11 protein-coding genes are annotated in these 13,235 nt (G+C 70.4%); 7 read left to right on the forward strand and 4 right to left on the reverse strand.

The features are described 5' to 3' along the window. Nucleotides 1–4: 4 nt before the first annotated feature. The gene (locus tag QCZ28_RS06105; RefSeq protein WP_279515616.1) at nt 5–1,009 is read right to left on the reverse strand and encodes a tyrosine-type recombinase/integrase; all 1,005 of its coding nucleotides are present in this window, start codon (nt 1,007–1,009) and stop codon (nt 5–7) included. Between the two features lie 75 nt (nt 1,010–1,084). Here QCZ28_RS06105 and QCZ28_RS06110 point away from each other — a divergent pair, with 75 nt between their 5' ends. Further along, a complete protein-coding gene (locus QCZ28_RS06110; protein WP_279515617.1) occupies nt 1,085–1,885 on the forward strand; it encodes a hypothetical protein in 801 nt (266 codons plus the stop codon). 153 nt (nt 1,886–2,038) lie between these two features. Beyond that, a complete protein-coding gene (locus QCZ28_RS06115; RefSeq protein WP_279515847.1) occupies nt 2,039–5,308 on the forward strand; it encodes an NACHT domain-containing protein in 3,270 nt (1,089 codons plus the stop codon). A 64-nt stretch (nt 5,309–5,372) separates the two neighbouring features. Here QCZ28_RS06115 and QCZ28_RS06120 read toward each other — a convergent pair whose 3' ends face one another. Together QCZ28_RS06120 and QCZ28_RS06125 are read right to left on the reverse strand one after the other, a co-directional pair. Continuing rightward, on the reverse strand, nt 5,373–5,672 hold the full coding sequence (locus QCZ28_RS06120; protein ID WP_279515618.1) for an alpha/beta hydrolase: 300 nt from the start codon (nt 5,670–5,672) through the stop codon (nt 5,373–5,375). Nucleotides 5,673–6,117: 445 nt separating this feature from the next. Then, nucleotides 6,118–7,734: a beta-N-acetylhexosaminidase gene (locus QCZ28_RS06125; RefSeq protein WP_279515619.1), complete on the reverse strand. Its 1,617-nt coding sequence runs from the start codon at nt 7,732–7,734 to the stop codon at nt 6,118–6,120. A 191-nt stretch (nt 7,735–7,925) separates the two neighbouring features. Between QCZ28_RS06125 and zwf the strand changes: the two genes are divergently transcribed. The 3 genes from zwf (at nt 7,926) to QCZ28_RS06140 (ending at nt 11,002) form a co-directional block, all read left to right on the forward strand. Beyond that, the gene (gene zwf, locus QCZ28_RS06130; RefSeq protein ID WP_279515620.1) at nt 7,926–9,305 is read left to right on the forward strand and encodes a glucose-6-phosphate dehydrogenase; all 1,380 of its coding nucleotides are present in this window, start codon (nt 7,926–7,928) and stop codon (nt 9,303–9,305) included. A 144-nt stretch (nt 9,306–9,449) separates the two neighbouring features. After that, the gene (locus QCZ28_RS06135) at nt 9,450–10,880 is read left to right on the forward strand and encodes an OFA family MFS transporter (protein ID WP_279515621.1); all 1,431 of its coding nucleotides are present in this window, start codon (nt 9,450–9,452) and stop codon (nt 10,878–10,880) included. After that, nucleotides 10,877–11,002 (forward strand): hypothetical protein, encoded by a 126-nt coding sequence (locus QCZ28_RS06140; RefSeq protein WP_256443348.1) that lies wholly within the window; start codon nt 10,877–10,879, stop codon nt 11,000–11,002. The genes QCZ28_RS06135 and QCZ28_RS06140 overlap by 4 nt, the downstream gene beginning before the upstream one ends. Before the next feature lie 41 nt (nt 11,003–11,043). Here QCZ28_RS06140 and QCZ28_RS06145 read toward each other — a convergent pair whose 3' ends face one another. Beyond that, a complete protein-coding gene (locus QCZ28_RS06145) occupies nt 11,044–11,772 on the reverse strand; it encodes an SDR family oxidoreductase (RefSeq protein ID WP_279515622.1) in 729 nt (242 codons plus the stop codon). A gap of 226 nt (nt 11,773–11,998) precedes the next feature. Here QCZ28_RS06145 and QCZ28_RS06150 point away from each other — a divergent pair, with 226 nt between their 5' ends. Then, nucleotides 11,999–12,460 carry a peroxiredoxin gene (locus QCZ28_RS06150; protein ID WP_279515623.1) on the forward strand — a complete coding sequence of 154 codons (462 nt, stop codon included), beginning with the start codon at nt 11,999–12,001 and terminating at the stop codon, nt 12,458–12,460. Nucleotides 12,461–12,543: 83 nt separating this feature from the next. Beyond that, nucleotides 12,544–13,230 carry a hypothetical protein gene (locus tag QCZ28_RS06155; protein WP_279515624.1) on the forward strand — a complete coding sequence of 229 codons (687 nt, stop codon included), beginning with the start codon at nt 12,544–12,546 and terminating at the stop codon, nt 13,228–13,230. The last annotated feature ends 5 nt before the right edge of the window (nt 13,231–13,235 follow it).

Here is a 13,235-nt window from a genome sequence, read left to right on the forward strand (position 1 = left end):
GCGCTCACCGCTCCTCCCGCACCGGCACCAGCGCGGCCAACGCCCGGTTGGTGCGGTTGGCCCGCACCGCGTCGCGCTGCTGAACGGCCGTCACCTCGATGTACGTCTGCGACGACGCCAACGACGCGTGCCCCAACAACCGCATGATCTCCGCCGCGCTCGCCCCGTCCTCGGCCAACCGGGTCGCGAAGGTGTGCCGCAACGCGTGCAACCGCGCTCCCCGCGGCACCCGGTCACCGACGCCCGCCCGCCGAAAACACGACTCCACCAGATACTGCAACCCACCCCGGCGCAGCGGCTCACCACGCCGATCCACCAGCAACGCCGAGTCCGGCCGCACCGACCGCGAACCGAAGCGCCGCACCCGACTGTCCAGGTAGTCCCGCAGCACCCGGTCCAGGTCCGCCTCGATCGGCACCACCCGGGGCCGCCCACCCTTGCCGAGCACCTCGATGCGCCGCTCACCAGGCCGACCCGCCAACGAGCCGACCCGCAACGCCAGCAGCTCCGACAGCCGCAGCCCCGCGCACAGCGCCACCGCCAGCACCGCCACGTCCCGTTCCGGCCACGGGTCACGCTGCCGACCGTCGTCGCGGGCGACCGCCGCGAGCAGCACCTCGGGGGTGTCCGCGCCGCGCAGCGGCTTCGGCTGGGGGAGGAGCGCCCGGGGTCGCCCGACCGCCGGCATCGGGTTGCCCGCCACCACCCCGTCGGCGACCAGGAAGGTGAAGAAACTGTTCCAGGTGGACCAGGCCCGGTGCACCGACGCGGGTGCCCGGGGGGCGGCGAACCGGGCGAAGGCCGCCCGCATGACGCGGGGGGAGAGGTCGGTGATCGACAGCTCGTCGAGGGGGAGGGGAGTGGCGTCACCGTCGGCAATCAGGGCGGCCACCGCGTACAGGTCCCGACGGTAGGCAGCCAGGGTGTGGGGGGAGGGCTTGCCGGTGGCGCGAGCGGTCAGGAACTCCTCGATCAGCACCCCGAGCGATTCGTCCTTTTTGTCATGCATAAGGGATATTATGCAGCATTTTCGCGTTCCCGGGAAGCGGGGGGAGAGGGGGCATGAGGCCGTATCGTGCCGGGCATGAGGCCGGCCGCCACCTGCCCGCGGTGCGGGCGACGAGGCAGCCCCGTCTGGTACGAGGATTCCGCCGAGCCCACCGCCTGGGGATGCCCGGCGGGGCACCGGTGGTCGAGCACCGGCCGACCCGGCTGGACGCCGTACCCGTCGCCCGCCGCCGTTCCCGGACGGCTGAGCGCGAGCGAGCCGCCAGCCCGGGCGCACCCCGGCCGGGTGCACAGGGACGGCCGGAGCTGGCGGATCGGGACAGCCGACGACGTCGCCTGGATCGCCGGCCACACCACACACGGCCCGTCGGTCACCGCCGCCATCCCGCCGGTCTTCGAGGCGTACGCCACCTTCCACCCGCCGGACGGCGTCGGTGTCGACGTCCACGAACGTGCCGTCGTCGCCGAGCTGGCAGCGCGTACCCCGGAACAACAGTGGTGGCTGGGCTACCTCGACACCGGGGCGCACGACATCGTCTTCCCGGGCGCGGCGACGGTGACCCTCTACTGGGGGTGGTCCTACCTGCTGGTCGAGGCGGGACCCGAGCAGGCTCTCACCTGGCGTACCGGGCACCTGCGCGGCGACGGGGCGTTGCCCGACCTGTTCTTCCCGGCGGACCGCTCCTGGCTCGTCTCCGCACTGTGGGACGACACCTGGACCGACATCGGCGCCAGCGCCGACATGCTCGCGGGACTGCTGAGTGATCCGCTGGTCAACGCCCGCCTCGTGGACCCCGACGAGGACGCGTGCCCGCCCGGGCTGACGCGCGACTGCCCCCCTGTCCAGGGGACCGCCGGAACGGCTTACTTTACATAATGTGCATTATCGAATCGCTGCGGAAACGGCTGGACAGGGGACAGCCGTGAATCTCCGCACGACGTAGCTTCATCAGTGGTCGCTGTCTCGGGAACTGTTGGCACGCGCACCAGTCAGACCTCACAGCAGACCAGGAGGAGACGCGGCGTGGGGATGGTCGAGACGGCGTTGCTGCGCCTGGCCGGCTCGGTGGTGACACCGGCGGTGAAACGGTGGCTGGGACGCCGCCGCGAACACCGGGAACGTGAGACGCCGCTGATCGAGCTGATCGGTTCCGGGATCACCGATGACCTCGGCCTGCGCCGGGCGGGCCGGCGGTTGGACGACATCGTCGACACCGTCTACGAACGCCTGCAGCCGCTGGTTCGTCGCCGGGAGCCGGCGCTTCCCGACAACGAGATCGCCGCCGCCCTGAACGCGGTGGCCGACACGCTGCGCGACGCGGACCTGTCCGACGCCGCAGTGTTCGCCGACGACGTCGACCCCGCGCTGATGGCCACCCGACTGCGCCGGCAACTGCCCGACGTTCCCGCGCGGGCGGGTCTGAGCGAGGCGGCAGCACACCTGTACGGGCGGGTCCTCGACGAGTGCTGCACCTGCCTGACCCAGTTGGTGGTGCAACTCCCCCCGTTCCAGGGTCGCGCCACCGTGCAGACCCTGGAACGGCTGTCCGCGGTGGCCGACAGCCTGACCCAGGTCCTGGCCCGGCTGCCGGTGACCAGTCTGGACGCCCCGACCGGGACCAGTCATGACGCCCAGTTCCGGACCCGGTACCTGGCCCACCTGCTCACCGTGCTGGATCATCTGGAACTGTTCGGCGTCGACGTGCACCGCTACCGGTTGCGTACGCCGTTGAGCATCGCGTACATCAGCCTGGCCGTCACCGGCGGCACCACCCGTGGCCTGCGCCGCGGTGGGTTCCGCTGGGGTCCCGGCCTGCTGCGCTCCGACGGCGGTGGTGGTGACAGCGCTTCGGTGCGGGCCGAGCAGGCCCTTGGCGACGCGGCACGGGTCCTGCTGCGTGGTGACGCCGGCTCCGGCAAGACCACTCTCATGCAGTGGATCGCGGTCACCGCGGCCCGGCACGGGTTCACCGGAGAACTCGACACCTGGAACGGGCGTACCCCGTTCCTGATCCGGCTGCGTGACCACGTCGCGCAGCCGTTGCCTCCCCCGGAACGGTTCCTCGACCTGATCGCGGCCACGATCGCCGGGCTGATGCCTCCCGGCTGGGTGCACCGCCAACTCGGCACCGGGGCGATCCTGTTGGTCGACGGCGTCGACGAGGTGCCCGAGGGCCAACGGCGGACGGTCCGCGACTGGCTGCACGGCCTGCTGTCCGCGTACCCCGACCTGCGGGTCGTGGTCACCTCCCGGCCGGCTGCGGCGTCCGCCCGCTGGCTGGACACCGAAGGGTTCACCTCGGTGTTTCTGGAGCGGATGGGGCCGGCCGACGTCAAGGCGCTGATCCGGCACTGGCACGAGGCCGTCCGGCGGGCCGCCGACCTGCCCTGCGAACCCCATCTGCTGCCCGGTTACGAACAACGGCTGCTCGCCCAACTCGACGGCAGCGCCCACCTGCAGAACCTCGCCGGCAGCCCGCTGCTCTGCGCGATGCTGTGCGCACTGAACCTGGACCGGGACAGCAACCTGCCCCGCAACCGGATGGACATCTACCAGGCTGCCATCGACATGCTGCTGCACCGCCGCGACTCGCAACGTGGCGTCCCCACCGCGCTGCCGGAACTGACCAGCCGCGACCAGGCGCAGCTGTTGCAGGAGGTCGCCTGGTGGATGACCCAGAACAGCCGCACCGAACTCACCCGCGCCGAAGCGACGCAGCGCTTCGCGCATCGGTTGGCCGGGATCCGGCACATCACCGCTCCCGTCGCCGCAGTGCTCGAGCACATGATCCAACGCAGTGGGGTTTTGCGTGAGCCGGTGCCCGACCGCATCGACTTCGTCCATCGCACCTTTCAGGAATACCTGGCTGCCCGGGAGGCCGCCGACCAGGGGCACACCGGTGCCCTGCTTGAGCACGCCCACCTCGACACCTGGCGCGAAACCATCATTCTGGCCGCCGGTCACGCCAACGCGCCGGTCCGCAGGCAGCTCCTCGCCGGTCTGCTCACGCTCGCCGCCGAGCGACCGAAGCAGGCCCGCAGGTTGCGGCTGCTCGCTGCGGCGTGCCTGGAAACCGCGCCAGCGGTCGAGCCGGAAGTCCTCGGCCGGATCCGTTCCCACCTGCGTGAGCTGCTGCCCCGGTCCGTCGCCGAAGCCCGGTCCCTGGCGGCCGTCGGAGAACCGCTGCTCGCCGAGCTGCCGGCCGATCTCAGCACGTTGAGTGAGGCCCAGGCCGCCGCGACGGTCAGGGCTGTGGCGCTGGTCAATGGTCCCGATGCGCTTGCCACCCTCGCCCGCTACGGCACCGACCCGCGACCTCGCGTGCAGCAGCAGCTCATCACGGCGTGGGAGTACTTCGACCCCACCGACTACGCCGACCGGGTCCTCGCCGACGCCCCTCTTGAGGGTGGCGAGGTGACGATCCGCAGCGCAGCCCTGCTCCCCGCGCTGCCCCGGCTGCGCCACCTCGCCAGGACGGTCATCCGCAGCGACGAGAAGGTTGAACTAGGCCAACTGTCGGACGTGCCGCACCTGACCGAGGTGCGTCTCAGAAGCGGGTTCGATGGGGGCTTGGAGCATCTGGCCAGGCACCTCGGTCTGCGCGCCCTCGATCTGGACGTCGACGGGCAACGGGTGGACCTAGCCGCGCTGCAAGCGCTGCCCGACCTTACTGACGTGGTCTTGTGGGGCATTGCCCCCGACCAGGACCTCACCGCCCTCACCCGGATGACGCAACTGGAGGTGCTCATCCTGAGTGGTGTGACGGTCAGCGGAAATCTCCTGGCCAACCTCACCGAGCTGACATCACTCAATATCAGACCTGCCCCGGGGTGGGATCCGGCGATGCTCGATCCTCTGCGCAACCTGACACAGCTCGCGCTGTACGCCGACGATGAGCCGTCCGGAGGTATCCGCGGACTGGCTGATCAACTCCGTAGCCTGAACAAGGTTACGTACCTGTTGATCAGCTCCTGCGCATGGCTTACGGACCTGTCCGCGCTGGCCTCGATCGACACTCTGACCAGCCTTGTGATCGAAGATGCGCTTGTCACCGACTTGAGTCCGTTGGCCGGGCTGTCCCGGCTTAACTGGCTGACTCTCCGCGACAGCTACCACTTGTTTGATCTCACTCCGCTCGCCGGCCTGACGGAGCTGAAACATCTCTGGATCTGGGAGTCGGTGCCGGGACTCGACCTGACACCGCTACACGGAAAACGAATGACTGTGCATCTCTCGCAAGGCGTTGAGCTGGCCGACACTCCGCGCCCGGAAGGGGTGCGCATCAAACGCTTCGGGTGAGTGACTGGAGGCTGAGCGAACCCTGTGACCTCGTGGGCGGGGTCCGCTCCCCCACTGACGCGTCTCAGTCTCGGGTGCGGTGTAGCCAGTCCTGGGTGAGCGATCGCAGCAGGGCGGGTTGTTCGTACGGCAGGTAGTGCCCGGCCGCGCCGATCACCGTGTAGGTGCCGCGCGGGTAGCGGCGCATGGCGCGGACCTGGTCGGCGTAGCCGACGATTCGGTCCTGTCGGCCGGTGATCACGCTGACCGGGCCGTCGAAGACGACGTCGGCGTCCTCGTCGGGTAGCGCGTAGTCGGGCCCGGTCTGGAGTTCCTGTTGGAAGGTCGGATCGCCGGGGCCGCCGGGGTCCAGTGCGGCGAGCACCGTCGCGACGACGGCCGGGGTGCGGTGGCCCAGGGCGGCGTCGAGGTGTGCGTGCAGGGCGGTGGGGGCGGCGTCGAGCAGGACCGGCGTGTCGACGTGGTGGTCGAGCCAGGCGCAGACGGTGTCAGGACCGCCTGGGAGGTGGGTGGGCAGTGCGCGGGGGTGTCTCCGTGGCCGGGCAGGTCCAGGTAGATCTCGCGGAGGCCCGTGCCGGCGAGGGCGGGGCGCAACGCGGTGGCGGTGGCGGCGCGGCTGGTGCTGAACATGGGTAGGCACACCACCGCTGCTCCGGTGTCCGCTGACTGGTCGTACGCCAGGTGCATGGTGGGTCCTTGCTGGAGACGGCTGTGTGCTCCACCGTCTCATGGGCGGTTACCGGCCCGCGATCGTGCATGGGCACCGGCCGGGTTGGCCGGTGCCCACGAACATCGTGCGACGGTACGGCTCAGAGCCAGGGCACCTGTGGGGACGGGTAGAAGTCGACCTGTTGCAGTCGCCAGCGGGGTGCCTGCTCCCCCAGCCGGGTGCGGAACGATTCCCAGTCGTGGCTGGCGGAGGTGGACCAGCCGAGTTCGGCGATGGCGGGCAGGCGGGGGAAGGCCATGTATTCGATGTCGTCGAGGGTGCGCAGGGTCTCGGACCACAGGGGGGCCTCGACGCCGAGGATGGCGTTCTCGCCGACGCCGGTGACCCGGGTGACGGGGTCCCAGCCGTACGCGTCGGACACCTCGATCAGGCCGGCCCAGCGGAGGCCGAGGCGGGTGTTGGCGTCGTACTTCATGTCCAGGTAGGCCTTGTTGGCCGGGGACATGATGATTTTGTTGCCACGGGCGGCGGCCGCGGCGAGGCTGGCGTTGGTGGTGCCGGTGCCCCAGAACTGGGCGACCGCGTCGGTGGGCGGGTCGGCCTGGGTGATCTCGTTCCATCCGGAGGCGCGTTTGCCGTACTTGGCGACCAGGGGCAGGACCCGGTTCATGAAGGTGCGGTAGTCCTCGTCGGTGGTCGCGTGGGCTTCGTCGCCGCCGATGTGCAGGAACGGTCCGGGGGTGATGGCGGCGACTTCGCGGATGACGTCCTCGACGAACCGGTAGGTGAGTTCGTCGTTGATGCACAGGGAGCTGTAGCCGACCGCCATGTCGGTGCGCGGGGGCGGTGCGACGCCGTCGCAGTTGAGTTCGGGGTATGTCGACTGGGCGGCGTTGGTGTGCCCGGGCATGTCGATCTCGGGGATGATCGTGATGTGTCGCGCGGCGGCGTAGGCGACGACGGCCTGGTAGTCGGCCTTGGTGAGGTATCCGGGGCCGGCGCCGTCGACTCCGGTGCCGGGTCCGCCGCCGACGGTGGTGAGGCGGGGCCAGGAGTCGATCTGGATGCGCCAGCCCTGGTCGTCGGTCAGGTGCAGGTGCAGGTAGTTGATTTTGTACTGGCTGAGCAGGTCCACGTAGGCGGTGATGTCGTCCACTGTGTGGAAGTGCCGGGCGAGGTCGAGCATCGCGCCCCGGTAGGCGAAGCGTGGGTAGTCGATGATTCGTCCGCCGGGGACGGTCCAGGTGATGCGCTGCCGGTCGGGTGCCTCGATCTGGGCGGGGAGCAGTTGGCGCAGTGTCTGGGTGCCGGCGAACAGGCCGGCGGGGGTGGTGGCGCGGATGGTGATGCCGCGGCGGGTGACGTCGAGTTGGTAGCCCTGCTGGCCGATGCGGTCGTCGGTGCCCTCGATGAGCAGGGCGATCTCGGGTAGCGGGGTGGAGCGTACGGGCAGGACGGGCAGGGGGTGGCCGGTGGCGGGGCGCAGGGTGGTGGCGAGTTGGTGGCCGATCTGCCGGGCGGCGGTGGAGCCGGGGGTGGTGCGGATGACGGTCAGCGGGGTGATCCGGAAGGTGTTGTGTGCGTCGGGTCGGGTTTCGACGGGTGCGGGGATGACGTCGGTGAGCTGCCGGGTTGGTGTGGTGGGTGCGGCGGCGGGGGCGGGTGTGGCGGGCAGGGTGAGTGGTAGCGCGAGTGCGGCTATGGCCAGCAGCCGTGTGGTGTGTCGGCGGCGCACGGTACCTCCAGGCCTCGTCATGATCGACCTTGGTCGATTAGAGTCGCAGGCTACCGGCGCCCTGCCTGTACTGTAAACCTTCCTTAACATAAGGGCGTGTCGAGACAGCGTTGTCGCCCACCTCACGTGTGCCGCTCGCGGGGGAATTCCCGCGGCGGGTCGTGCCGTTGTCCGTTCGGAAGATCAGAAGCACATGATCGAATGGAAGTGCCATGCACATGCGCTCAGACGCGGTAGTGCTGTTCGGCGTCACGGGAGATCTCGTCTCGAAGAAGCTGTTCCCGGCGCTGTACGAGTTGACCCGGCGCGACCGCCTCGACGTCCCGGTGATCGGCGTGGCCCGCTCCCCCTGGGATGATCAGCAACTGGTCACCATGGCGCGCAAGTCGGTCACCGAGGCCAACGACGAGATCGACGACGAGACCTTCGACCGGCTCGCGGACAACCTCTCGATGCTCTCCGGCAACTACGCGGACCCGGCAACGTACCAGCGGCTGGCTGAGCGGCTGCGCGACGCCGAGCGGCCGGTCTTCTACCTGGCGATCCCTCCGGCGGTGTTCGGCTCCGTCGTCGAGGGCCTGGCGGCCGTGGGTCTGGCCGACCGGGGTCGGGTGATCGTGGAGAAGCCGTTCGGGCGTGACCTGGAGTCCTCCCGCGAGCTGGATCGCACGCTGGGCGCGGCCTTCGCGCCGGAGCGGGTGTTCCGCATCGACCACTACCTCGGCAAGGAAGCCGTCGAGGGGCTCTACGCCTTCCGGTTCGCCAACCGGCTGTTCGAGCCGTTGTGGAACAACGAGCACATCGACAACATCCAGGTCACCCTCGCCGAGGGCTTCGGCACGCAGGGCCGGGCCGGCTTCTATGACACGGTGGGCGCGACCCGGGACGTGCTGCAGAACCACATCCTGCAGGTCGTCGCGCTCATCGCGATGGAGGCGCCGGCCAGCGAGGACACCGTGGCGTTCCGGAAGGCGGAGGCCGCGGTGCTGCGGCAGATCGCGCCGCTGTCGCCGCGGTCCACCATCCGGGGGCAGTACGCCGGCTACCGCGACGAGCCGGGCGTGGCGGCGGATTCGAACACCGAGACGTTCGTGGCGACCCGGTTGACCGTCGACTCCTCCCGCTGGGCGGGTGTGCCGTTCTACCTGCGTACCGGCAAGTCCCTGCCGGGGACGGCGACGGAGGTCGTGGTCGAGTTCAAGCAGCCGCAGCGTTCGCTGATTCCGGCCGAGCGGGGCACGGCGACCGCGGCGAACCTGCTGCGCTTCCGTCTGGGGCGCGGTGACGGCATCACCATGTCGATCCAGGCCAAGAGCCCGGGCGCCGAGGTGGCGAGCCGACCGGTGGACCTGTCCGTCGACTTCGGTGCGGCCTTCGGTCGCCGCCAGGAGGCGTACGAGCGGCTGCTCGACGACGCGATGGACGGGCAGCACCTGCGCTTCGCGCGGGCCGAGACGATCGAGCAGGAGTGGCGCATCGTCGAGCCGATCCTGGATCTGCCGTCGCCCGTGCAGTCGTACGAGAAGGGCAGTTGGGGTCCGGCGGACGCGGACGCGCTGGCCGGCGGCTGGCATGTCCCGGACCTGCGTTAGCTGTCGACGCCGCGGCGGCCGGGGGCTGACTGACCGCTCAGCTCAGCGGAGCGACCGTCCGGCGACGGTGAGGTTTGCCGGTCACGAGTGCGCTGGGCACGTTGGGGGCGACGTTTCTCGTCCTCATCGGAGAGGAAGCAGCGCATGCTTTCCGCACTCGATCGTCGGCACACCGTCGCGCCGCCCGGCTACAGCCGCTGGCTCATCCCCCCGGCGGCGTTGGCCATCCACCTCTGCATCGGTCAGGTCTACGCCACCAGCGTCTACAAGAACTCCCTGATCGCCCACTTCGACACCAGCCAGACGGCGATCGGGGTGATCTTCAGCATCGCGATCGTGATGCTCGGGTTGTCCGCGGCCGTCGCCGGGACCTGGGTGGAGGCGAACGGGCCGCGCAAGGCCATGTTCGTCTCGGCCTGTTTCTGGGCGGCGGGCTTCCTGGTGGGTTCGCTGGGCATCGCCACGAAGCAGCTGTGGCTGCTGTATCTGGGCTACGGGTTGCTCGGCGGCATCGGCCTGGGCATCGGCTACATCTCCCCCGTCTCCACCCTGATCAAGTGGTTCCCGGACCGGCCGGGCCTGGCCACCGGGCTGGCGATCATGGGGTTCGGTGGTGGGGCGATGGTCGCCTCTCCCCTGTCGCGGCAACTGTTGTCGTTCTACGACGCCGGCTACGACCCGGCCAACGCCGGGTCGACGGCCTCGGGCAGCGCCCTGGTGTGGCTGTTCGTGACGCTCGGCCTGGGCTACTTCGTGATCATGATGTTCGGGGTGGCGAACGTGCGGGTGCCGGCGCAGGACTGGCGTCCGGCCGGCTTCGATCCGGCGAGCGTGGCGGCGAAGCCGCTGGTCACCACGGCGAACGTGTCGGCGGCGAACGCGGTGAAGACCCGCTCGTTCTGGCTGCTGTGGGTGGTGCTGTTCTGCAACGTGACAGCCGGCATCGGCATCCTGGAACAGGCCAGCCCGATGATCCAGGACTTCTTCCGCGACAACGGCACCTCGGCGGTGACCGTCGCGGCGGCCGGCGGGTTCGTGGGTCTGCTGTCGCTGTTCAACATGGCCGGCCGGTTCGTGTGGTCGTCGACCTCGGACGTCATCGGCCGCAAGCCGATCTACCTGGTGTACCTGGGTGTCGGCATGGTGCTGTACGCGCTGCTGGCGCTCGTCGGGCAGACCTCGACGGCGCTGTTCGTGCTGTTGGCGTGCGTGATCCTGTCGTTCTACGGCGGTGGGTTCGCGACGGTGCCGGCGTACCTGCGTGACCTGTTCGGCACGTTCCAGGTCGGCGCGATCCACGGGCGGCTGCTGACCGCCTGGTCGGCAGCGGGAATCGCGGGTCCGCTGATCGTCAACGGGTTCCTCGACGCGCAGGGCGAGCCGGGCTCGCTGACGGCCGCGGCGTACCGCCCGGCGCTGTTCACGATGGTCGGGGTGCTGGCGGTGGGCTTCGTGGCGAACCTGCTGGTCCGGCCGGTGCCGCAGCGCTACCACGAACCACCGGCGGATCAGCGCGCCGACGTGACGGCGCACCGGGACGAGGACGCGACGACGCAGAGGAGTGGTACGCGATGAGTGAGGACAGCCGTCCCGGGCAGCAGGCCCGGTTGTGGATTTCCTGGTTGGTGGTGGCGGCGCTGCTCGGCTACGGGGTCGCGCAGACCGTCATCACCGCGGCGAAGCTGTTCACCCACTGAGATGTGTGCGGGGTGCCGTGCGACGGCACCCCGCAGCACGGTCAGAGGCCGCCGGAGACGCGCAGCACGGTCCCGGTGGTGTACGAGGCGTCCGGGCCGAGCAGCCAGGCGATGGCGGCGGCGATCTCGTCGGGTTCGCCGGCGCGGCCCAGCGGGATACGACCGACTGCCGAGTCGGCCCGGTCGGGCACCCCGGAGTCGGCGTGGATGTCGGTACGCACGATGCCGGGGGCGACGGCGTTGACGCGGATGCCCCTGGGCGCGAGCTCCTTGGCCAGGCCGACGGTGAGGGTGTCGGTGGCGGCCTTCACGGCGGCGTAGTGCACGTACTCCCCCGGGCTGCCGAGGGTCGCCGCCGCCGAGGAGACGTTGACGATCGTCCCACCGTCGGTGAGCCGCCGGGCGGCCTGCTGGGCGCAGAGGACGTAGCCGACGAGGTTGACGTCGACGACCCGGCGCAGGTCCTCGACGCGCAGCTCGGTGAAGGGCCCGATGAGGCTGGTGACGCCGGCGTTGTTGACCAGGCCGGTGAGCGGGCCCAGCTCGGCGGCTGCGTCGAACAGGGCGTGTACCTGCTCGGGGTCGGTGGTGTCGGCCGGTACCGCGATGGCCTGCGCGCCGGCGGCCCGCAGGTCGGCCAGGACGGCGTCAGCGGCGCTGTGGTCGCGGCGGTAGCACAGGGCGATGTGGTGACCGGCGTGGGCGAGACGGCGGGCGGTGGCCGCGCCGATGCCCCGGCCACCGCCGGTGATGACGGTGACGGGTGCCACGGTGCCTCCAGAGCTGTCGGGGTGGGACGGGCCGACGCTACCGTGACCGGCGCGGATCGGTCGTCGAGAGGAGGGTCACACGCAGCGGGCGCCGGTCCGCACGCCGACGTCGGTGGCGCGGGCCGGGCGGGCCCAGGCCGACGAGGTGGCGGCGCTCCGGGGGTGATCGCTTACGCTCACCGCGCGGTCGATCGGGCAGCGGTCGATCCGACGATGGAGGTGCGCGGTGGCGGCTGTGGGTGTCGGCGACGTGGTGCGGGATTTCGAGCTGCCGGATGAGACGGGCACGCCGCGACGACTGTCGGAGTTCCTGGCGAACGGACCGGTGGTGCTGTTCTTCTACCCGGGCGCGATGACCCGCGGGTGTACTGAGGAAAGCTGCCACTTCCGCGACCTCGCGGCGGAGTTCACGGCGGTGGGCGCGTCGCGGGTGGGCATCAGCCGGGACCCGGTGGCGAAGCAGGCCGAGTTCTCGAAGCTGCGCGGGTTCGACTATCCGCTGCTCTCGGATGCGGACGGCACGGTGGCGCAGCAGTTTGGGGTGAAGCGGCGGCTGCCGTTGGGGGCGTTGAGCACGAAGCGGATGACGTTCGTGATCGGCACCGACCGGCGGGTCATCGAGGTGATCCACAGTGAGGTGAGCATGAACGACCACGCGGACCGGGCGCTGCGGGCGCTGGGCGGCTGAGCGGGCGTGAGCCCCGTGCGGCGGGTGTCGCAGCCGGCTGATATCAAGACAGCAATCAAACAGGTGTACGGAAGAGGGTTGTGATGGATGCCGGCCAGGGTTTGTCCACTAGCGAGGTGCAGAGCATCCGGGAGGCGTTGGCGGCCGGGCGTAAGCCACGGGTGGTGTTCACCGCGGCGGCGGGGCAGATCGCCGGTCAGGTCGGCCAGGTGATCGAGCTGACCGACCCGGAGGTGTCCGACGAGTTCGTGGTGGTGCGCTTCGGCCGCGACGAGTTGCCGTTCTCCCCCGCCGACCTGGCCGTGGCTCCCAAGGGGGCCGGCCGTCGGGTGGTGGAGCCGAAGCCGGAGCCCGAGCCGGAGGCGCCGCCCGCGGTGGCCGCGCCGGAGTTCGTGTTGGACACGCCGCGGGTGCCCGCGCAGCGACAGGAGGAGCCGAAGGTGGAGCAGACGGAGAAGCCGCCGGCGCGGCGGGCGGTCAAGGCCGTCAAGCCGAAGGGCCCCGCGGGTCTCACCGTGACCCTGGCGTACGCCGACGGTGAGTGGACCGTCGCGGCGCAGCAGGGCAGCAAGGCCCTCGCGAAGCCGTACGTGGTGAAGCCGGCCGAGGCGTTGAAGATGGTGGCCCTGGTCGACGTGCCGGGGGTGCAGGAGGCGGTGGAGCAGATCCTCGGCACCGAGCGGGCCGAGGCGGAGCAGCAGGCCGAGAAGCTGCGCGCCGAGCTGGCCGAGATCGAGGCCCGGCTGGCGGAGCTGCGCGAGGCCCGCTGAGGCGG

Origin of the sequence: Micromonospora sp. DH14, from assembly GCF_029809455.1 — a bacterium.
GTDB classification, from domain to species: domain Bacteria; phylum Actinomycetota; class Actinomycetes; order Mycobacteriales; family Micromonosporaceae; genus Micromonospora; species Micromonospora parva.